Source organism: Pseudomonas sp. LAMO17WK12:I10 (genome assembly GCF_900215185.1).
Lineage (GTDB): Bacteria > Pseudomonadota > Gammaproteobacteria > Pseudomonadales > Pseudomonadaceae > Aquipseudomonas > Aquipseudomonas chlororaphis.
Genome location: NZ_OBDX01000024.1, coordinates 1 through 18,258 on the forward strand (window position 1 = coordinate 1; position 18,258 = coordinate 18,258).

An 18,258-nucleotide genomic window follows, 5' to 3' on the forward strand; every position below is an offset into this window, starting at 1 on the left:
GCGGTAATCGCGGGCGGGCGTCCGATTCTAGGCATGACTTCGAGGCTGTCCAGGCAGAAGAAATGGTAACTTTAGTTTATTTTGTCTACACCTTCTAGGGTCTCAGCGCTAACACAAAAGTCGGAAGAGTGGTCGAGCGGCAGGCGTACGGAGACTCTCCTTTATACCCGCGCATAATTAGGTCATTTGATGATCAGTGGTCGCGGAGCATCCAGTTGGCTAAAAATCGGCGAACACTGGAACGGGGCGAAGCTCATTCGCCCCGTGCGCCATGAATTCCCTCCAGGCGTGTTAGGCAGGACCGCCCGCCCCGACATCGGCTACTCGGCCCGGCCATCAAGACGCCCCATGCACCCGCGCCGTCATGTCCAGCCCCAGTGCACGCATCACCGCCAGCAGGGTCTTCAGGGTCGGGTTGCCCTTGTCGCTGAATGAGCGATACAGCTGCTCGCGGGACAGCCCGGTTTCATGGGCCAGCTCAGTCATGCCCTTGGCCCGCGCCACCACCCCCAGGGCTTTGGCGATGTAGCCGGCATCGCCGGTCTCGAAGGCGTCCGCCATGAACAGGGCAATGGCCTGCGGGTCGCGCAGGGCCGTGGCGGGGTCATAGTCGAAAAGCGGTTCGTTCATGATCGGCTCCAACGACGGGCCAGCTGTTTGGCCAGTTCGATATCGCGGCCCTGGCGACTCTTGTCGCCGCCGCACAACAGAATGACGAGTTGCAAGCCGCGCTGCTGGAAGTAAACCCGGTAGCCCGGCCCGTAATGGATGCGCAGCTCACTGACGCCTTCGCCCACCGGCGACACGTCCCCGGCAAGACCGTTGGCCAGACGAAAAATCCGCGCAGCAATCAACGCCCTGGCTCTGGAATCCTTGAGCCTGTTTTCCCACTCCATAAAGGTCGCGGTCTGTTTGATCTCGATCATCCCGCGACTGTAGTTTCAAGACTACAGCATTTGAAAGTGTATTTGTATTGCAAATCGCTGCCAGCGCACAGGCAGATAGCGATCCGAGACGCAGCGTGTTGAAATCGAGCACTCGGCCATAAACCTGATGTCTCAACGGCTCAATGTCTTAACTCCTGTAAGGACGTCCCCATGAGAAAGCTGTTCTCCCTGCTGCTCCTCGCCGCGGCTTTCCATCAACCCCTCGCTCTCGCCGACTGCGCCAGCTCGCCCAAGCCGGTGGCCGAGGCTTTCTACAACTGGTACCTGCAGAGTTTCAGCAACGAAAAAGACCCGATCACCGATGACCTGCCGCACCTGCAGCAGTACGTCACGCAAGCGCTGATCGAACGGATCAAGAAACAGATGAACAGCCCCGAGGGCCTGGAAGAGGATTATTTCCTCAAGACCCAGGACTACATGGATGAGTGGCTGACCCAGATCAAGGTCAGCGAACCCCAGGTGCAAGGCACCTCGGCGCGCGAGTCGGTGACCCTGGGCAATACGCCGGACACCACGCAGGTCGTCGACCTGCTGCTGGTCAAGGACAAGGGCTGCTGGAAGATCAACGAGGTGCTGGCCACCACGGATCAGAGCGAGTGATCCGCGGCGGCCGGCCAGGCAGGATCAGATATCGAGAATGATCTTGCCGAAGTGCTGGTTGCTTTCCTGGTAGCGGAAGGCATCGACTATCGCATCCAAGGCGAAATGCTTGTCGAGGATCGGATGCATGCCGTTGGCATCGATGGCGCGGACCATGTCCTGCTGCTGCCGGCGGTTGCCCACCAGCACGCCTTGCAGGCGCAGCTGCTTGACCAGCGCGGTGACGATCGGGAACTCGCCGGCCACTCCGGTCAGGATGCCGATCACCGAGATATGGCCACCGGCCCGGGCAGCGATCATCGACTGTTCCAGGGTGGCCGGGCCACCCACTTCGATCACGTGGTCGACGCCACGGCCGGCAGTGAGTTTCTGCACGGTTTCGCCCCAGGCCGGATCCTCGCGGTAGTTGATCAGGTGATCGGCGCCGAGGGCTTTCAGCCGCTCCAGCTTGGCATCGCTGGACGAGGTGGCGATCACGGTAGCACCGAGCATCTTGGCGAATTGCAGGGCGAAGATCGACACGCCGCCGGTGCCTTGCACCAGCACGGTATCGCCGGCGGTCACCCGGCCGTCGTCCACCAATGCGCGCCAGGCGGTCAGGCCGGCAGTGGTCAGGGTCGCCGCTTCGGCGTGGCTCCAGCCCTTGGGTGCACGAGTAAAGGAGGTGGCGCGGGCGGTAACGACTTCACGGGCGTAACCGTCCAGGCCGTCGCCCGGCACCGTGGCAAAGCCGACGACATTGGGCCTGCCATCCAGCCACTCGGGGAAAAAGGTGCTGACCACCGAGTCGCCAACGGCGAATTCACTGACCCCCTCACCCACGGCGATCACTTCGCCGGCGCCATCGGCCATCGGGATGCGCGACTCGGTCGGCCCCCACATGCCGCTGACCACCGCGAAATCGTGGTAGTTGAGGGAGCTGGCGCGCAGGCGCACGGTGATTTCGCCCGCTTGTGGCGCCGCGGCCGGCGCCTCGCCGACCACTACTTTGTCGTAGCCACCACCGGGTTGTACGTAGATTGCTTTCATGAACAGATCCTCCTGGGTTGCCTTTTCATTTCGAAAAATAACGAAATGTTCAAGTAAAAAAACTCAGAGTTCGCGCTTCAGTTGCTCGGCAAAAGCAGCAATGGCCGCTTCGTTACGGCGAAAGTAAGTCCATTTGCCGATACGCGTGGCCTCGACCAGCCCGGCCTGCTGCAGAATCGCCAGGTGGCTGGACGTGCTGGATGCCGAAAGCCCGGCCTTGTGCTGCAGGTGAGTCATGCAGATGCCGATTTCTTTCGGCGCGTCATGCCCCTGGGGCGGAAAGTTGCCTTCCGGGTCCTTCAGCCATTCGAGCATCTGCATACGGATGTCGCTGGCCAGGGCTTTGATTTGGTCGATGAGCATGGCGAGGATATTACGGACTTTTACGAAATGTTCAAGACCCGAGCAATATCCCCCGCCCGTCCTCCTATTACTTGCTTTCGACGATCGGCCCCGGCGCTTTCACCTGGGTCATCAGGTCATCGTCCCACTGCCCTTGCACCTTGATCTGGGCCAGGGCCCCCAGTTCCATGGCCTCGATCAGGTTGTGGCTGAGGTACACGTAGGTGCCCGGCTGCTTGAAGGTATACAGCGCCGCGACCGCGGAGCCGCCGGGGATAAACCAGGTTTCCATGTTGCGTTGCGGCGGGTTGGCGAATTTGCCGGTGGTCCAGACCCAGTCCCCATGGCCACCAATCAGGTGTGGACGGCTGTCGCGGTTGGCTTGGGAATGGATGAACAGCACGCTTTCACCGACCTTGGAGGTCAGCGCGTTGGCACCGCACCACGTGGCTCGGGGTCAGGGTGCGCATGACCGCGCGGGTGTCCTGGTAGCTGGACGCCAGGTCCGGGTAGTCCTTGTAGTGGCCGTCCTTGTCCTTGGGGATATACAGGTCGGATTCGCCTATGGTGTAGACGCGGTCGTAATGCAGGGGCTTGCCCTGAGGATCGCGCAGGCCGTCACGGGGCAGCACCATCAGTGCGCCGTTCATGCCCGACACCACGTGCCACGGCATCATGCCTTGCGGTGCGCAATGGTAGACAAAGGTATCGCTGCGATCAGCCTTGAAACGCAGCACCACTTCCTGCCCCGGCACCACCTGGGTCAGGCCCGCCCCGCCCAGGGCGCCGGTGGCCGCATGAAAGTCGACGTTATGGGGCATGCTGTTGGTCGGCGGATTGACCAGTGTCAGCTCCACATAGTCACCCTCATGCACCACCAGCGTCGGGCCGGGCATGGACCCGTTGAAGGTCATGGCCTGGAGCGTGGTGCCCTGGTCGTCGATGACCATTTTTTCTCTTCGATACTCATGCGGAACTGCACCACCTTGGGCGGCCCGTTGACCACTTGCTCATGAGGATGAACCAGCGGCGGTGCGACCAGCTCGACCTGCACCCGCTGCAAACCCTCTGCCCCACCGGCCAGCACCAGGCTGCTGGCACAGCTGCCAAGCAGCACACAGGCCCCCAATACACTTCGAAAAACACTCATTGCAGCTTCTCCTTGCCAATCAACGATGGGGCATTGCAAGGCAAGTGCGCGCAACTTTCCTTGTCGCAAAGCAAGAAATGGCGACAGAAGGTCGACCCGCGCAACCGGCCCTGATCCAGGGCAAAAAATCGCCCTGCCGATCCGTTCCGCGAGCGCCGCTCATTTGCCCCAAAACCCCATGTCTGCTAGTGTCGCGCCGGTTTAACGTCAACCGGGATAGCCGCCATGGCCCGCAAAAAAGCTGCCTTAGATTTCGAACAATCCCTCGCCGACCTGCAAACGCTGGTCGAGCGTCTGGAGAACGGCGAGCTGTCGCTGGAAGACTCGTTGACCGCCTTCGAGCAAGGTATCGGCCTGACCCGCGATTGCCAGGCGGCGCTGGCCCAGGCCGAGCAGAAGGTGCAGATCCTGCTGGAGCGCGATGGCGAACTGGCCGAAGAACCCTTCGACGCGGAACGACCAGAATGATTACGGCCTATCAGGCCAGCAGCCAGGCCCGGGTCAATGCTGCACTGGAAACCCTGTTCCACGCGCCAAGCCCGGAGCTGGCCCGTCTTTACCAGGCCATGCGCTACAGCGTGATGAACGGCGGCAAGCGCGTGCGCCCGCTGCTGGCCTACGCCGCCTGCGAAGCCCTCGGTGCCCGGCCGGAACAGGCCAACGGCGCGGCCTGCGCGGTGGAGCTGATCCACGCCTATTCCCTGGTGCACGACGATCTACCGGCGATGGACGACGACGACCTGCGTCGCGGCCAGCCAACTACCCATAAAGCCTTCGATGAAGCCTGCGCGATTCTCGCCGGCGACGGTTTGCAGAGCCTGGCCTTCAGCGCCCTGCTCGACCCGCGCCTGAGCGATTCGAGTGCCGAGATCCGCCTGCAGATGGTCAGCGCCCTGGCGCTGGCCGCGGGCCCGGCGGGCATGGTCGGCGGCCAGGCCATCGACCTCGGTTCGGTCGGCCTCAAGCTCGACCAGAAAGCCCTGGAGTACATGCACCGGCACAAGACCGGCGCGCTGATCGAGGCCAGCGTCAAGCTCGGCGCCCTGGCCAGCGGCCGGGCCGAAAAAGACGAGCTCAAGTCCCTGCAGACCTATGCCCAGGCCATCGGCCTGGCGTTCCAGGTGCAGGACGACATTCTCGACGTGGAAAGCGATACCGCGACCCTCGGCAAACGCCAGGGTGCCGACATCGCCCGGGACAAACCGACCTACCCGGCCCTGCTCGGCCTGAAAGCGGCCAAGGCCTATACCCTGGAACTGCGCGATCAGGCCCTGCACGCACTGCAACCCTTTGACGCGGGCGCCGAACCCCTGCGGGAGCTGGCGCGTTATATCGTCGAACGACGCAGTTGATCGACCCCGGCGCGGCAGACCGCATATCGGCCAAGTTCCGCGCTCTGCGTGGGCAGCTTGCGATGCATAAGGTAAACTGCCGCCTCTTTTATACCTATAACGATTCGCCTGATGCCCACGACGTTTCATGAGATTCCCCGCAAGCGCCCGACCACGCCCCTGCTCGACCGTGCCAACACGCCGGACGGCCTGCGCCGGTTAGGCGAAGCCGAGCTGGAAACCCTGGCCGATGAGTTGCGCCTGGAATTGCTCTATACGGTCGGCCAGACCGGTGGACATTTCGGTGCCGGCCTGGGCGTCATCGAGCTGACCATCGCGCTGCATTACGTCTTCGACACGCCGGACGACCGTCTGGTGTGGGACGTGGGTCATCAGGCTTATCCGCACAAGATCCTCACCGGTCGCCGCGAGCGCATGGCCAGCCTGCGCCAGAAGGACGGCCTGGCCGCCTTCCCGCGGCGCTCCGAGAGCGAGTACGACACCTTTGGTGTCGGCCATTCCAGCACCTCGATCAGTGCGGCGCTGGGCATGGCCATTGCCGCCCGCCTGCAGAACAGCGAGCGCAAGGCCATCGCGGTGATCGGCGACGGCGCCCTGACCGCGGGCATGGCCTTCGAGGCGCTGAACCACGCGCCGGAAGTGGACGCCAACATGCTGGTGATCCTCAACGACAACGACATGTCGATCTCGCGCAACGTCGGTGGCCTGTCCAATTACCTGGCCAAGATTCTTTCCAGCCGCACCTACGCCAGCATGCGCGAAGGCAGTAAGAAGGTACTGTCGCGCCTGCCCGGCGCCTGGGAAATCGCCCGCCGCACCGAAGAATACGCCAAGGGCATGCTGGTTCCCGGCACCCTGTTCGAAGAGCTGGGCTGGAACTACATCGGCCCGATCGACGGCCACGACCTGCCGACCCTGATCGCCACCCTGCGCAACATGCGCGACCTCAAGGGCCCGCAGTTCCTGCACGTGGTGACCAAGAAGGGCAAGGGTTTCGCCCCGGCGGAAGTCGACCCGATCGGCTACCACGCCATCACCAAGCTCGACCCTCTGGACAGCCCCGCCGCCGCGCCGAAAAAGGCCGGCGGGCCGAAGTACTCCGGAGTATTCGGCGAATGGCTGTGCGACATGGCCGCCGCCGACCCGCGCCTGGTGGGCATTACCCCGGCGATGAAGGAAGGCTCGGACCTGGTGGCCTTCAGTGAGCGCTTCCCGCTGCGCTACTTCGACGTGGCGATTGCCGAGCAGCACGCCGTGACTCTGGCGGCCGGCATGGCCTGCGAAGGCGCCAAGCCGGTGGTGGCGATCTATTCGACCTTCCTGCAGCGCGGTTACGACCAGCTGGTGCATGACGTAGCGGTGCAGAACCTCGACGTGCTGTTCGCCATCGACCGCGCCGGCCTGGTGGGCGAAGACGGCCCGACCCACGCCGGCAGCTTCGACCTGTCGTTCCTGCGCTGCATCCCCGGCATGCTGGTGATGACCCCGAGCGACGAGAACGAGCTGCGCAAGATGCTCAGCACCGGCCACTTGTACAACGGCCCGGCCGCCGTGCGTTATCCACGCGGTACCGGCCCGAACGCCACCATCGAGAAAGACCTGCAGCCGATCGAGATCGGCAAGGGCGTGGTCCGTCGCCGGGGCAGCAAGGTCGCCCTGCTGGTGTTCGGCGTGCAACTGGCCGAGGCACTGAAAGTCGCCGACAAGCTGGATGCCACTGTGGTCGACATGCGTTTCGTCAAGCCGCTGGATGAAGCCCTGGTGTGCGAGATCGCCGCCAGCCACGAACTGCTGGTGACTATCGAAGAGAACGCCATCATGGGCGGCGCCGGTGGTGCGGTCGGCGAGTTCCTGGCGCGTGAAGCGATCCTCAAGCCAATCCTGCACCTGGGCCTGCCGGACCTCTACGTCGAACACGCCAAACCGGCGCAGATGCTGGCCGAATGCGGCCTGGACGAAGCCGGTATCGAAGCCGCCGTACGGGCACGCCTGCAACGGCTCGGCCTGTAACCTGTAGCCGCTGCCGAAGGCTGCGATCGCCCCCGAAGGGGGCGTTGCTTTTGAGGTCGCAGGAAGGTCCTGCGGACCTTATCGCAGCCTGCGGCAGCGGCTACGGTTTTTCCTCGCATGCTCCATTCGCTATAGATTGCCGATGAAACCCTCGCACCTCACCCTGGCCCTTTGCCTGCTGCCCACCGGCCAACTGCTGGCCGACACTCTCGACCGTGAACAGGCCCTCAAGCTGCCGGACACGCTGATCAGCGCCAACCGCCAGGTAGAGGCACGCAACGACAGCAGCGCCGCCAACACCGTATTCACCCGCGACGACATCGACCGCCTGCAACCCTCCAGCGTCACCGACCTGCTGCAACGGGTACCTGGCGTGCAAGTGGCGCAGAGCGGCGGCCGGGCCAGCGTGCCGGGGATCTATATCCGCGGCACTTCGTCGGCGCAGACCCTGGTGCTGGTGGATGGCCAGCGCATCGGCAGTTCGAGCTCCGGCGACAGCAATCTGCAGCATCTGAATATCCAGCAGATCGAGCGGGTGGAAGTGCTGCGCGGCTCCCGCTCGGTGATCTACGGCAGCGACGCCATCGGCGGGGTGATCCAGATCTTCACCCGGCGCAGCGCCGAGCAGGGCCTGCAACCCCGCCTGCACCTGGGGGTCTGCAGCCACCAGACCTGGGAGCGCAGCATCGGCCTGTCCGGCGGCGACCAGCAGACCCGCTTCAGCCTGGGCGCCAGCCTCGACGACACGGCCGGGAGCAATCGCACCCATGAGTCCTATGCCAGCGATCGCGATGATGACGCCTACCGCAACCAGTCCCTCAGCCTGAGTCTGAGCCATGCGTTCAATGACGACTGGGAGGCGGGCCTGAACCTGCTGGATAACCGCGGCAAAAGCGAGTTCGACAACCCCTTCGGGCGCTTTGACAGCAGCACCTTCGAGAGCTTCCCGCAGAAGCCCTACAGCGAATTCGCGGTCAGCAGCTTCAGCAGCTATGTCGACGGGCGTATCAACGACGTCTGGAAGTCGCGCCTGGAACTGGGCCACAGCGAGAACCGCGAGAAGACCTTCGACAAGCTCAGCGACGAACGCACGGTGTTCAACACCTACCGCGACTCGGTCAACTGGCAGAACGACCTGACGCTCGACGAACGCAACAGCCTGATCGTCGGCGGCGACTGGTACCAAGACCGGGTCAACAGCAGCACCGCCTTCGCCGAGGACAGTCGCTGGAACCGCGCGGCCTTTGTCCAGCATCGCTTCAAGGCCGACAGCTTCTCCACCGAGCTGGGCTTGCGTCGCGACCAGAACCAGCAGTTCGGTGGCCAGAACAGCTGGAGCGGCACCCTCACCCTGCCGCTGAACGCCGACAACGATGTCCTCCTGACCTACAGCGAAGGCTTCCGCGCCCCGACCTTCAACGACCTGTATTACCCCAACTTCAGCAACCCCGACCTCAAGCCCGAGACCTCGAAAAGCTACGAGCTGCAATGGCGCAGCCAGCTGAACGAAACCACTCGCCTGGAAACCTCGCTGTACCGCACCGACCTGGAAGACGCGATTATCTTCGGCAGCAATTCGCGCCCGCAGAACGTCGCCTCGGCACGCATCAACGGCTTCGAGGCGACGCTGCAGCAGGAGTTGTTCGGCTGGCAGAGCAATCTGGGGCTGGCGATCATCGATCCCCGCGACCGCGACACCGGCCACACCCTGGCCCGCCGTGCCCGGCGCACCTTGAGCCTGGACCTGGATCGGCAGTTCGACCGCCTGGGCCTCGGCGCCAGCTGGCAAGCAGTGAGCAGCAGCTATGACGACCTGGCCAACCAGCAACGCCTCGGCGGTTATGCTCTGCTGGGCTTGCGCAGCAGCTGGGCGCTGACTCGCGAGGTGCGCTTGGAATTGAAGGTCGACAATCTGCTCGACAAGTCCTACAGCCGGGTGCTGTACAGCCATGACGGCGCGCAGTACGGGTATCGGGAACCAGGCCGGGCCTGGATGTTCGGGGTGACCTGGACGCCGGAGCTTTAGTGGCGCCAGTAGCCGCTACTCGGAATCAAGCAACTCACAAAGCTTGGCCGTCGCGGCGATCATCTGCCCGCTCGGCCGCTCCAGGCCTTTATCGCTGATCAGCAACAACCGGCCTTGCGCCACAGCCTTCAATTGCGGCCAGGCTTTCCAGGCGTCAAGTTGCGCCTGGGTGCTGGCCAGGATCACCTCGGGGTTACGCTGCAATACTGCCTCGACACCGACCTGGGGCGCCGGCAGCGACAGGTCGACAAACACGTTGCGCGCGCCGCACACACTCAAGGCATCACTGATGATTTGCCCGCCGCCCACGGTGTACAACGGCGAGTCCCAGACCTGATAGAACACCGCCAGGGGCGCGCTGCGGGCATAGCGCTGACGCAGACTGGCCAACTGCTGCCGTAACGCATGGGCACGCTCCAGGCCGCGTTGCGGGCGTCCTAACCGGGCGGCAACGGTTTCAATTTGAGTGGTGAGCTGGTCGAGGCTGTGGGGTTCGGCCACCAGGGTCGGGATGCCCAGCCGGCTGAGCTGCTCGCGCTGGGCCGGGCCGACGCTGCCGGGCCAGAGCAGGAGCAGATCCGGCCTGAGGCTGAGCAGCCGCTCCATGTCCAGCTGACCATAACGGCCCACCGACGGCAGGTTGTGCAATTGAGGGGGACGCTCGCCGGCGTCGAGCACACCGACCAGCAGGTCGGCGGAGTCCAGTTCGACGACGATTTCCGATAGCGAAGGCGCGAGGCTGACCACGCGCTCCACGGCCAGCGCCGGGCCTGCGAGGGCCAGCAGCAGGACTGCCAGCCAGCGGCGCATCAACCGAGCTGACGCGGGATGCGGTAGAGGTAGAACAGCACCGCGGTGGACAGCGCCAGGAGGATCAGCGGCACCGCTTCCAGGCCGACGAACACCGCCAGGGCGCCGACCCAGGCTGGCAGGGCCGCGGCCAGAAACGCCGCGCGACGGCGGGCCGCCAGCTCGATCCAGGCCGCTGGCTCTTCGGGGGTATCGAGGGCTTTATGGGTAGCGATCAAGGCCCGTTTGTAGCCGCCGAAAAAACGCAGGCTGACAAACATCGAAGCTACACCAGCAATGAAAAACGGCATCGCCAGGATCGGCAACAGCGGCTCGCCCTGGCCAAACACCAGGTTGATCACGAACAGCGGCAGCAGCGCCAGCGCCAGGTATTGCCACCAACTGACGGCCAGACGCCGCCGGACCTGACCGCGGGTCACGCTCGGTCTACCTCGCCCTGGTGCTCGTTGCCCATCATGTGGTCGAGCTTGCTGGCCTTGGTGGCCAGGTAGAGTTTGTTGTGCGGGTTGTGGCCGGTATGCAGCGGCACGCGCTCGGCGACGACTATGCCCATCTCGGTCAGGGCCTTGACCTTGCGCGGGTTGTTGGTCATCAGGCGCAGGGATTTCACCCCCAGGTGCTCGAGCATCGGCAGGCACATGGCGTAGTCACGCTGGTCGGCGGCAAAGCCCAGGCGTTCGTTGGCTTCCACGGTGTCGGCGCCGCCATCCTGCAACTCATAGGCGCGGATCTTGTTCAGCAGGCCAATGCCACGGCCTTCCTGACGCAGGTACAGGAGTACGCCACGGCCTTCGCGGGCGATCGCCTGCAGGGCGGCTTCCAGTTGCGAACCGCAGTCGCAGCGCTGGCTGAACAGGGCATCGCCGGTCAGGCATTCGGAGTGCAACCGGCCGAGCACCGGAGCGCCATCGGCAATATCACCCAGGCTGAGCACGACGTGCTCGCGGCCGGTGGCTTCATCGAGAAAACCGTGCATGGTGAATTGCGCAAAAGGGGTGGGCAGCTTGGAAGCGGCGACAAAAACGACGGGCACCGTTGTGCTCCTGATCTGTATGGGACTGGAGATTCGCAGAGGCGGCATTGTAACAGCAGCTTCCGACAGACGCTTAGGCTGAATTATCGGACATAAAGATCGAGAAGTTAGATCAACGGTCTTCAGGCGGACGCCCGGTATCGAACGGATAGGGCTGCTGCCAGCGCTGGAAAATCGGGCGCAAACGGCCGTTTTTCACCAACTCGGCCATCCGCCGATCGAACAGCGCGCGCAGCACCCGGCCCCGTTCATTGTCGGCAAAACCCAGGAACAGTGGCAGTTCGGCCAAATGGCTGCGCCGGAACTGCGAGCGGTCCCCGGCCTGGGACAGAACAAAATCGACCTCGGTCAGGGCATCGATATAGAAGTCGGCGCGACCTTGCTGGAGCATCGGCAAGATACCGACCCGCCGGCGGATTTCATTGAAACGCTGAATATTGGGCAAGTAGTCCTGGTAGCGGTAGCCGCGCACCCAGACCAGGCGGTAGTTGCCGAGCGTGGCTAGGGTCGGCGGCGGGTTCGTCGCCAGGCCCAGGCTGTAGATATGGTCGGTGTCGTAGTTCCAGCGCGGATACAGGGCACCATCGGTTTCGTCCCGATAGGAGCCGACCAGGGCGTCGACTTCACGCCGCTGCACCAGCCCGACCGAGCGGGTGTACGGCACGCTGCGCATGTCGAGCTTCACGCCCTGGGTCTCGAAGACCTCGCGCAGGATATCCCAGGCCATGCCCTGGCCATCGGCCTGGGTGTAGCTGTCCCACTCCTCGCTGGCCACCCGGATTTCCCCGGGCAGCGCCGCCGGCTCGGCGGCCCGGACCAGGCTGGCGGTCAAGACACAGAGCATTACCAGCAGAACGCGAACGGCCGGCATGGCTGACTCCTCAGGTAAAGCACCACACCAGCCCCTGCATGGCCAACCAGGCGAAGACACCGGCCAGCACGTCGTCGAGCATGATCCCGATACCGCCGTGCACATGCCGGTCGATCCAGCGAATCGGCCAGGGCTTGAGAATGTCGAAGAAGCGGAACATCAGGAAACCCGCCAGCAACCACTGCCAGCCTTCCGGCACCAGCCACAGGGTGATCCACATGCCGACCATTTCGTCCCAGACGATGCCTTCGTGGTCATGCACCCGCAGGTCGTCGGCCACCTTGCCGCACAGCCAGAAGCCGAACAGCATGGTGATGCCGAGCATCAGCCAGTAGCCCCAGTCCGGCAGCATCTGCCACAAAGGGATGAAAGGTAGCGCCACCAGCGAGCCCCAGGTACCCGGAGCCTTGGGCAAGGTGCCCGAACCGAAGCCGAAGGCCAGAAAATGCCAGGGATTACGCCAGACGGAGGGCGGCACGAACTCTGCCGGAACCTGTTTGGGATGATCTGTCACGGTGTCTCCCGAAAATGTTGATAGCCCCGAGTGCTCGGGGTGATGTCCCGCCCCTCGGCATCCAGCAGCACCACGCCCTGCCCGGCCACGACCCGGCCCAGCACATGCACCGGCCAGCCGGCGGCGAGCAGCGGCGCCAGCTCGGCTTCGGGCAAGGTGAAGACCAGCACGTAATCGTCACCGCCGCTGAGTGCCGCCGAGCGGGCGCCATTCTCACCGAGAAAGCTCAACAACGCCCGGGACATCGGCAGTTTTTCACTTTCGATCAGCAAGCCGACAGCTGAAGCGGCGGCAATGTGCCCGCAATCGGCCAGCAGGCCATCGGAGATATCCATGGCCGCGGTAGCCTTGCCGCGCAGCGCCTGGCCCAGGGCCAGTTGCGGTTGCGGCGACCAGTAATGGGCCAGCAAAGGCTCGGCGACCGCCGGCTCGGCGCTGCGTTGTCCGAGCACCAGGGGCAAGGCACCGGCGCCATTGCCCAGCTCGCCGCCGACACACAGCAGCTCGCCCGGGCGGGCACCGCTGCGGGTCAGGGCCTGGCCGGCGGGCACGCGACCGAATACGGTCATGGTCAGGGTCAACGGGCCACGGGTGGTGTCGCCGCCTACCAGGCGCACGCCGCAGCTCTGCGCCATGGCGCTCAGGCCGTTGGCATAGGCTTGCAGCCAATCGGCGTCAACCGTCGGCAGGGTCAGGGCAAGGGTGAAGGCGACAGGTGCGGCGCCCATGGCCGCCAGGTCGCTGACCGCCACCGCCAGCGAGCGCTGGCCGAGCAGGAAAGGGTCGCAGGGATCTGCGAAATGCACACCGGCCACCAGGGTGTCGGTGGAAATCGCCAACTGTTCGCCAGGGGCAACAGCCAGCAAGGCGCAGTCGTCGCCAATCCCCAGTGCAACGCCCTCGCCGCCCTGCGCACAAGGCGCGGCAGCGAAGAAGTTACGGATCAGCTCAAACTCGCCCATGGCAGCTACAAGCGCGGATCAGCGCTTGAATGCCTTCACTTCAGCTTCACGCAGACGCGGGGCCAGCTTGTCGAGTACGCCGTTGACGAACTTGTGGCCGTCGGTGGAACCGAAGACCTTGGCCAGTTCGATACCTTCGTTGATCACAACGCGGTACGGCACGTCGACGCGCTTGAGCAGTTCCCAGGTGGATAGGCGCAAAACCGCCAGTTCGACCGGGTCCAGCTCTTCGATGGTGAGGTCCAGGCAAGGGGTGAGAGCGTTGTCGATCTCATTCTTGTTGGCCGGAACGCCGTGCAGGATCTCACGGAAGTAGGCACCGTCGATGTCGGTGAAATCGTTGTCGACCCGGAACTGCGCCTCGATCTCGTTCAGCGAGTGCTTGGCCATGTGCCATTGGTACAGCGCCTGGGTCGCGAGCTGACGGGCTTCGCGACGCTTGGCGCTCTTGGATGGCTTGCCAGCGTCCGCAGGTTTCGGGTCGCGCGGGTTGAAACGATCGCTATCGTCGCTAATCACTTGGCCTCCAACTGCGCCAGCAGGCTGACCATTTCCAGAGCGGACAAGGCAGCTTCAGCACCTTTGTTGCCGGCCTTGGTGCCGGAACGTTCGATAGCTTGCTCGATCGAGTCGACGGTCAGCACGCCGAAGGCGACCGGTACGCCGAACTCCATGGACACCTGGGCCAGGCCCTTGGTGCACTCGCCCGCCACGTATTCGAAGTGCGGAGTGCCGCCACGAATGACCGCGCCCAGGGCGATGATCGCCGCGAACTCGCCCTTCTGCGCGACTTTCTGCGCAACCAGCGGAATCTCGAAGGCGCCAGGGGCACGGATCACGGTGATGTCGCTTTCGCTCACGCCGTGACGGACCAGGGCGTCAACGGCGCCGCTGACCAGGCTTTCGACGACGAAGCTGTTGAAACGGCCGACCACCAGGGCATAGCGGCCTTTGGGGGCGATGAAGGTACCTTCGATGGTCTTCAGGGTCATTCGACAAATCTCTTAAAGAGCCGGAGCGCGTTCACTACGCGCTCGCTAGTGATATTTGAACCGCGAATTTCAAGCCCGCAACAACCGGCTTTTATTCGGAGGGCACGTATTCTACAACTTCCAGGTCGAAACCGGATATCGCATTAAATTTCATCGGCGCGCTCATCAAGCGCATTTTGCGTACGCCCAGGTCGCGCAGGATCTGCGAACCGGCACCGACGATGCTGTAGGTGGTCGGTTTTTTCGCAGGCACGTGCTCGGCCGTTTCGCGGATATGCGCCAGCAGCACGTCGCCGTCCAGCGGGTGGCCCAGCAACAGCACCACGCCGCTGCCGGCCTCGGCCACCGTGGCCATGGCGGCCCGCAGGCTCCAGCGGCCAGGCTGCTTGACCATCAGCAGGTCGCGCAGCGGGTCCATGTTGTGCACGCGAACCAGGGTCGGCTCTTCGGCGCAGATGTTGCCCAGGGTCAGCGCCATGTGCACGTCGCCTTCCACCGAATCACGGTAGGTCACCAGGTTGAACTGGCCCAATTCGCTGTCCAGCGGCTGCTCGGCAATCCGCTGAACGGTACGTTCGTGGATCATCCGGTAGTGAATCAGGTCGGCGATGGTGCCGATCTTGATGTTGTGTTCGGCGGCGAAGGCTTCCAGTTCGGCGCGACGGGACATGGTGCCGTCGTCGTTCATCACTTCGCAGATCACCCCGCTCGGCTCGAAACCGGCCATGCGCGCCAGGTCGCAGGCGGCTTCGGTGTGGCCGGCACGGGCCAGGGTGCCGCCGGGCTGGGCCATCAGCGGGAAGATGTGGCCCGGGCTGACGATGTCTTCGGCCTTGGCGTCCTTGGCGGCAGCCGCCTGCACCGTGCGTGCGCGGTCGGCGGCGGAGATGCCGGTGGTCACGCCGGTGGTGGCCTCGATGGAAACGGTGAACTTGGTGCCGAACCCGGAACCGTTGCGCGGCGCCATCAAAGGCAGCTTGAGCAGCTCGCAACGTTCGCGGCTCATCGGCATGCAGATCAGGCCGCGGGCGTGCTTGGCCATGAAGTTGATGTGTTCGGCCTTGCAGCACTCGGCGGCTATGATCAGGTCGCCTTCGTTCTCGCGGTCTTCGTCATCCATGAGGATGACCATCTTGCCTTGGCGGATGTCTTCAACCAGTTCTTCGATGCTGTTGAGCGCCACGCGGCACCCCCTTGAGTCAGGATTTGAGGTAGCCGTTAGCGGCCAGAAAACTTTCAGTGATGCCACCGCTCGAAGGCTCCGCGGCCTTGTCGCCCAGCAGCAGGCGCTCCAGGTAACGCGCCAGCAGGTCGACTTCGAGGTTGACCTGCCGACCCGGCCGGTAGTCGGCCATGATGGTTTCGGCCAACGTGTGCGGGACGATGGTCAGCTCGAACTCGGCGCCATTGACCGCGTTGACCGTCAGGCTGGTGCCGTCGACGGTGATCGAGCCCTTGTGGGCGATGTACTTGGCCAGGTCCTTGGGCGCGCGGATGCGGAACTGGATGGCGCGGGCATTTTCCTCCCGGGCCACCACTTCGCCGACGCCGTCGACGTGACCGCTAACCAGGTGACCGCCCAGGCGGGTGGTCGGGGTCAGGGCCTTTTCCAGGTTGACCCGGCTGCCGGCCTTCAACTGATGGAAAGCGGTGCAGTCCAGGGTCTCGCGGCTGACGTCGGCCCAGAAGCCGTCGCCCGGCAGTTCCACCGCGGTCAGGCAGACGCCGTTCACCGCGATGCTGTCGCCCAGCTTCACGTCGCCCAGGTCGAGCTTGCCGGTTTCCACATACACCCGCACATCGCCGCCCTTGGGGGTCAATGCACGGATGCTGCCGATGGATTCGATGATGCCTGTAAACATGGAGTCCTCCTCGAGAACAGGGTCGCCGCGTGGCGAAGGCCCGAAATTATACGCTCACTGCTGGCAGAGGAATGGCAATGACTCGCCAGTCATCGCCTACAGCGCGCATTTCAATGATTTTCAGCTGCGGCGCCTCGCTCATCTGCGCCAGCGGCCAGTCGAGCAGCGGCCGGGCCGTAGAGCCGAGGAACTTGCCGGCGACAAAGATCTGGTACTCATCCACCAGGCCTTGCTGGGCGAACGCCCCCGCCAGGCGCGGACCGGCTTCCACCAGCACCTCGTTGACGCCGCGGGCAGCCAGCTCGCCCAGCAGCCGACGGAGGTCCACCTGGCCATCGGCACCCGGCACGATCAGGCATTCCGGACCGTTGGCGTACTGTTCTTCCACCGCCGCGCAGGTGGCGACCAGCGCCGGCCCCGCCTTGAAGAACGGCGCATCGAGCGGCACCCGCAGGCGGCCGTCGATCAGCACACGCAAGGGTGGACGGCTCATGGCCAGGGCGGTCTGTTCCGCGTCCAGTCCCAGCTCCTCGGCACGCACCGTCAGCCGGGCATTGTCCGCCAGCACCGTGTCGGCACCGGTCAACACCACGCTGGCCTGGGCCCGCAGGCGCTGCACCGCGGAACGCGCGGCGGGGCCGGTGATCCACTGGCTTTCGCCACTGGCCATGGCGGTGCGCCCGTCCAGGCTCATGGCCAGCTTGACCCGCACGAACGGCAGGCCCTGCTCCATACGCTTGAGGAAGCCCTGGTTGAGGGCACGGGCTTGCTGCTCCATCACCCCGCTGTGGGTAGCGATGCCGGCCTGGGCCAGGCGCTGCAGGCCACGGCCGGCGACTTCCGGGTTGGGGTCCTGCATCGCCGCCACGACCCGCGCCACGCCGGCATCCACCAGGGCATCGGCGCACGGCGGCGTACGGCCGTGATGGCTACAGGGTTCGAGGGTCACGTAAGCGGTGGCGCCGCGGGCGGTGGCACCGGCGGCACGCAGGGCGTGGACTTCGGCGTGGGGCTCGCCGGCCCGCACATGCCAGCCTTCGCCGACGACCTGGCCGTCGCGCACGATCACGCAACCGACGCGGGGGTTTGGGTGAGTGCTGAAGCGGCCTTTTGCGGCCAGCTCCAGGGCGCGCGCCATATAGTGGGCGTCGAGTACCGCCTGTTCGCTGGAGGTATTCATTCTTTGCCCGGCTCGCGGGCGAGACGGTCGATCTCTTCGCGGAACTCATTGAGATCCTGGAACCGTCGGTAGACCGAGGCGAAGCGGATATAGGCCACCTCATCGAGCTTTTGCAGTTCGGCCATCACCAGTTCGCCGACGACCAGGGACTTGACCTCGCGCTCACCGGTGGCGCGCAGCTTGTGCTTGATATGCACCAGCGCGGCTTCCAGGCGCTCGACGCTGACCGGACGTTTTTCCAGGGCACGCTGCATGCCAGCGCGGAGTTTTTCTTCGTCGAAGGGCTGGCGGCTGCCGTCAGTCTTGATCAGGCGCGGCAACACCAGTTCGGCGGTTTCGAAAGTGGTGAAACGTTCACCGCAGGCCAGGCATTCACGCCGGCGGCGCACCTGTTCGCCTTCGGCGACCAGACGCGAGTCGATGACCTTGGTGTCGTTGGCACCACAGAAGGGACAGTGCATGGTGGCAGGCAACAAAAAAAGGGAGGGCCATGGTAGCGCATCCCACTGGCAAGACAAGCCATAGCCTTTACGGTATACAGACCGACTATTATGTTTTGCACATGGAATTTCACCTTG

General features: G+C 64.2%; 21 protein-coding genes and 1 pseudogene. 5 read left to right on the forward strand and 17 right to left on the reverse strand.

What is annotated here, in order from left to right:
• Nucleotides 1-336: 336 nt before the first annotated feature.
• Nucleotides 337-630: an addiction module antidote protein gene (locus CRO75_RS23255; RefSeq protein ID WP_007924096.1), complete on the reverse strand. Its 294-nt coding sequence runs from the start codon at nucleotides 628-630 to the stop codon at nucleotides 337-339.
• Nucleotides 627-926: a type II toxin-antitoxin system RelE/ParE family toxin gene (locus tag CRO75_RS23260; RefSeq protein ID WP_062824477.1), complete on the reverse strand. Its 300-nt coding sequence runs from the start codon at nucleotides 924-926 to the stop codon at nucleotides 627-629. The genes CRO75_RS23255 and CRO75_RS23260 overlap by 4 nt, the downstream gene beginning before the upstream one ends.
• Nucleotides 927-1,097: 171 nt before the next feature.
• Between CRO75_RS23260 and CRO75_RS23265 the strand changes: the two genes are divergently transcribed.
• Complete coding sequence (locus CRO75_RS23265) at nucleotides 1,098-1,547, forward strand: DUF3828 domain-containing protein (RefSeq protein ID WP_097138518.1); 450 nt, start codon at nucleotides 1,098-1,100, stop codon at nucleotides 1,545-1,547.
• A 24-nt stretch (nucleotides 1,548-1,571) separates the two neighbouring features.
• Here CRO75_RS23265 and CRO75_RS23270 read toward each other — a convergent pair whose 3' ends face one another.
• The 3 genes and pseudogenes from CRO75_RS23270 to nirK all read right to left on the reverse strand — a co-directional run bounded on the left by CRO75_RS23270 (nucleotide 1,572) and on the right by nirK (nucleotide 4,068).
• The gene (locus CRO75_RS23270) at nucleotides 1,572-2,582 is read right to left on the reverse strand and encodes an NAD(P)-dependent alcohol dehydrogenase (RefSeq protein WP_177409782.1); all 1,011 of its coding nucleotides are present in this window, start codon (nucleotides 2,580-2,582) and stop codon (nucleotides 1,572-1,574) included.
• Nucleotides 2,583-2,639: 57 nt separating this feature from the next.
• The gene (locus CRO75_RS23275; RefSeq protein WP_097138522.1) at nucleotides 2,640-2,939 is read right to left on the reverse strand and encodes a helix-turn-helix transcriptional regulator; all 300 of its coding nucleotides are present in this window, start codon (nucleotides 2,937-2,939) and stop codon (nucleotides 2,640-2,642) included.
• Nucleotides 2,940-3,006: 67 nt separating this feature from the next.
• Nucleotides 3,007-4,068 (reverse strand): annotated as a pseudogene (gene nirK, locus CRO75_RS23280) (copper-containing nitrite reductase).
• Between the two features lie 225 nt (nucleotides 4,069-4,293).
• On the opposite strand from nirK, the gene CRO75_RS23285 reads away from it, so the two are divergent.
• From CRO75_RS23285 to CRO75_RS23305, 4 genes are all read left to right on the forward strand, one after another.
• Entirely contained in the window at nucleotides 4,294-4,536 is a 243-nt protein-coding gene (locus CRO75_RS23285) for an exodeoxyribonuclease VII small subunit (RefSeq protein ID WP_097138523.1), read from the forward strand.
• Nucleotides 4,533-5,420 (forward strand): (2E,6E)-farnesyl diphosphate synthase, encoded by an 888-nt coding sequence (gene ispA / locus CRO75_RS23290; protein WP_097138525.1) that lies wholly within the window; start codon nucleotides 4,533-4,535, stop codon nucleotides 5,418-5,420. The genes CRO75_RS23285 and ispA overlap by 4 nt, the downstream gene beginning before the upstream one ends.
• Before the next feature lie 111 nt (nucleotides 5,421-5,531).
• Nucleotides 5,532-7,430, forward strand: coding sequence for a 1-deoxy-D-xylulose-5-phosphate synthase (gene dxs / locus CRO75_RS23295; RefSeq protein ID WP_097138527.1), 1,899 nt, complete (start codon nucleotides 5,532-5,534; stop codon nucleotides 7,428-7,430).
• 142 nt (nucleotides 7,431-7,572) lie between these two features.
• The gene (locus CRO75_RS23305; protein WP_097138531.1) at nucleotides 7,573-9,456 is read left to right on the forward strand and encodes a TonB-dependent receptor; all 1,884 of its coding nucleotides are present in this window, start codon (nucleotides 7,573-7,575) and stop codon (nucleotides 9,454-9,456) included.
• A 15-nt stretch (nucleotides 9,457-9,471) separates the two neighbouring features.
• Here CRO75_RS23305 and CRO75_RS23310 read toward each other — a convergent pair whose 3' ends face one another.
• The 12 genes from CRO75_RS23310 to nrdR form a co-directional block, all read right to left on the reverse strand.
• A complete protein-coding gene (locus CRO75_RS23310; protein WP_097138533.1) occupies nucleotides 9,472-10,266 on the reverse strand; it encodes a cobalamin-binding protein in 795 nt (264 codons plus the stop codon).
• Nucleotides 10,266-10,685, reverse strand: a complete 420-nt coding sequence (locus CRO75_RS23315; protein WP_009045819.1) for a hypothetical protein — start codon at nucleotides 10,683-10,685, stop codon at nucleotides 10,266-10,268. Before CRO75_RS23315 ends, CRO75_RS23310 begins: the two co-directional genes overlap by 1 nt.
• Entirely contained in the window at nucleotides 10,682-11,299 is a 618-nt protein-coding gene (gene ribA / locus CRO75_RS23320) for a GTP cyclohydrolase II (RefSeq protein ID WP_007924108.1), read from the reverse strand. The genes CRO75_RS23315 and ribA overlap by 4 nt, the downstream gene beginning before the upstream one ends.
• Nucleotides 11,300-11,411: 112 nt before the next feature.
• Nucleotides 11,412-12,170 carry a transporter substrate-binding domain-containing protein gene (locus tag CRO75_RS23325; RefSeq protein ID WP_097138534.1) on the reverse strand — a complete coding sequence of 253 codons (759 nt, stop codon included), beginning with the start codon at nucleotides 12,168-12,170 and terminating at the stop codon, nucleotides 11,412-11,414.
• Nucleotides 12,171-12,180: 10 nt separating this feature from the next.
• Nucleotides 12,181-12,684 carry a phosphatidylglycerophosphatase A gene (locus CRO75_RS23330; protein ID WP_053262819.1) on the reverse strand — a complete coding sequence of 168 codons (504 nt, stop codon included), beginning with the start codon at nucleotides 12,682-12,684 and terminating at the stop codon, nucleotides 12,181-12,183.
• Nucleotides 12,681-13,646, reverse strand: a complete 966-nt coding sequence (gene thiL / locus CRO75_RS23335; protein WP_097138537.1) for a thiamine-phosphate kinase — start codon at nucleotides 13,644-13,646, stop codon at nucleotides 12,681-12,683. The genes CRO75_RS23330 and thiL overlap by 4 nt, the downstream gene beginning before the upstream one ends.
• An 18-nt stretch (nucleotides 13,647-13,664) precedes the next feature.
• Nucleotides 13,665-14,165: a transcription antitermination factor NusB gene (nusB, locus tag CRO75_RS23340; RefSeq protein ID WP_007924115.1), complete on the reverse strand. Its 501-nt coding sequence runs from the start codon at nucleotides 14,163-14,165 to the stop codon at nucleotides 13,665-13,667.
• Nucleotides 14,162-14,638 carry a 6,7-dimethyl-8-ribityllumazine synthase gene (ribE, locus tag CRO75_RS23345; protein ID WP_007924117.1) on the reverse strand — a complete coding sequence of 159 codons (477 nt, stop codon included), beginning with the start codon at nucleotides 14,636-14,638 and terminating at the stop codon, nucleotides 14,162-14,164. Before ribE ends, nusB begins: the two co-directional genes overlap by 4 nt.
• Before the next feature lie 91 nt (nucleotides 14,639-14,729).
• On the reverse strand, nucleotides 14,730-15,821 hold the full coding sequence (gene ribBA / locus CRO75_RS23350; RefSeq protein ID WP_097138539.1) for a bifunctional 3,4-dihydroxy-2-butanone-4-phosphate synthase/GTP cyclohydrolase II: 1,092 nt from the start codon (nucleotides 15,819-15,821) through the stop codon (nucleotides 14,730-14,732).
• Between the two features lie 16 nt (nucleotides 15,822-15,837).
• Nucleotides 15,838-16,500 carry a riboflavin synthase gene (locus CRO75_RS23355; RefSeq protein ID WP_007924128.1) on the reverse strand — a complete coding sequence of 221 codons (663 nt, stop codon included), beginning with the start codon at nucleotides 16,498-16,500 and terminating at the stop codon, nucleotides 15,838-15,840.
• 46 nt (nucleotides 16,501-16,546) lie between these two features.
• Nucleotides 16,547-17,680: a bifunctional diaminohydroxyphosphoribosylaminopyrimidine deaminase/5-amino-6-(5-phosphoribosylamino)uracil reductase RibD gene (gene ribD / locus CRO75_RS23360; protein WP_097138541.1), complete on the reverse strand. Its 1,134-nt coding sequence runs from the start codon at nucleotides 17,678-17,680 to the stop codon at nucleotides 16,547-16,549.
• On the reverse strand, nucleotides 17,677-18,141 hold the full coding sequence (nrdR, locus tag CRO75_RS23365) for a transcriptional regulator NrdR (RefSeq protein WP_007924133.1): 465 nt from the start codon (nucleotides 18,139-18,141) through the stop codon (nucleotides 17,677-17,679). The genes ribD and nrdR overlap by 4 nt, the downstream gene beginning before the upstream one ends.
• Between the last annotated feature and the right edge of the window lie 117 nt (nucleotides 18,142-18,258).

Bases quoted from the DNA above. Each gene is read 5' to 3' on its own strand.
- thiL (WP_097138537.1), bottom strand. From the start codon at position 13,646: ATGGGCGAGTTTGAGCTGATCCGTAACTTCTTCGCTGCCGCGCCTTGT.
- CRO75_RS23275 (WP_097138522.1), bottom strand. From the start codon at position 2,939: ATGCTCATCGACCAAATCAAAGCCCTGGCCAGCGACATCCGTATGCAG.
- CRO75_RS23325 (WP_097138534.1), bottom strand. From the start codon at position 12,170: ATGCCGGCCGTTCGCGTTCTGCTGGTAATGCTCTGTGTCTTGACCGCC.
- ribE (WP_007924117.1), bottom strand. From the start codon at position 14,638: ATGACCCTGAAGACCATCGAAGGTACCTTCATCGCCCCCAAAGGCCGC.
- dxs (WP_097138527.1), top strand. From the start codon at position 5,532: ATGCCCACGACGTTTCATGAGATTCCCCGCAAGCGCCCGACCACGCCC.
- CRO75_RS23305 (WP_097138531.1), top strand. From the start codon at position 7,573: ATGAAACCCTCGCACCTCACCCTGGCCCTTTGCCTGCTGCCCACCGGC.
- CRO75_RS23255 (WP_007924096.1), bottom strand. From the start codon at position 630: ATGAACGAACCGCTTTTCGACTATGACCCCGCCACGGCCCTGCGCGAC.
- CRO75_RS23310 (WP_097138533.1), bottom strand. From the start codon at position 10,266: ATGCGCCGCTGGCTGGCAGTCCTGCTGCTGGCCCTCGCAGGCCCGGCG.
- CRO75_RS23260 (WP_062824477.1), bottom strand. From the start codon at position 926: ATGATCGAGATCAAACAGACCGCGACCTTTATGGAGTGGGAAAACAGG.
- nrdR (WP_007924133.1), bottom strand. From the start codon at position 18,141: ATGCACTGTCCCTTCTGTGGTGCCAACGACACCAAGGTCATCGACTCG.
- CRO75_RS23285 (WP_097138523.1), top strand. From the start codon at position 4,294: ATGGCCCGCAAAAAAGCTGCCTTAGATTTCGAACAATCCCTCGCCGAC.
- CRO75_RS23355 (WP_007924128.1), bottom strand. From the start codon at position 16,500: ATGTTTACAGGCATCATCGAATCCATCGGCAGCATCCGTGCATTGACC.
- ispA (WP_097138525.1), top strand. From the start codon at position 4,533: ATGATTACGGCCTATCAGGCCAGCAGCCAGGCCCGGGTCAATGCTGCA.
- ribD (WP_097138541.1), bottom strand. From the start codon at position 17,680: ATGAATACCTCCAGCGAACAGGCGGTACTCGACGCCCACTATATGGCG.
- CRO75_RS23265 (WP_097138518.1), top strand. From the start codon at position 1,098: ATGAGAAAGCTGTTCTCCCTGCTGCTCCTCGCCGCGGCTTTCCATCAA.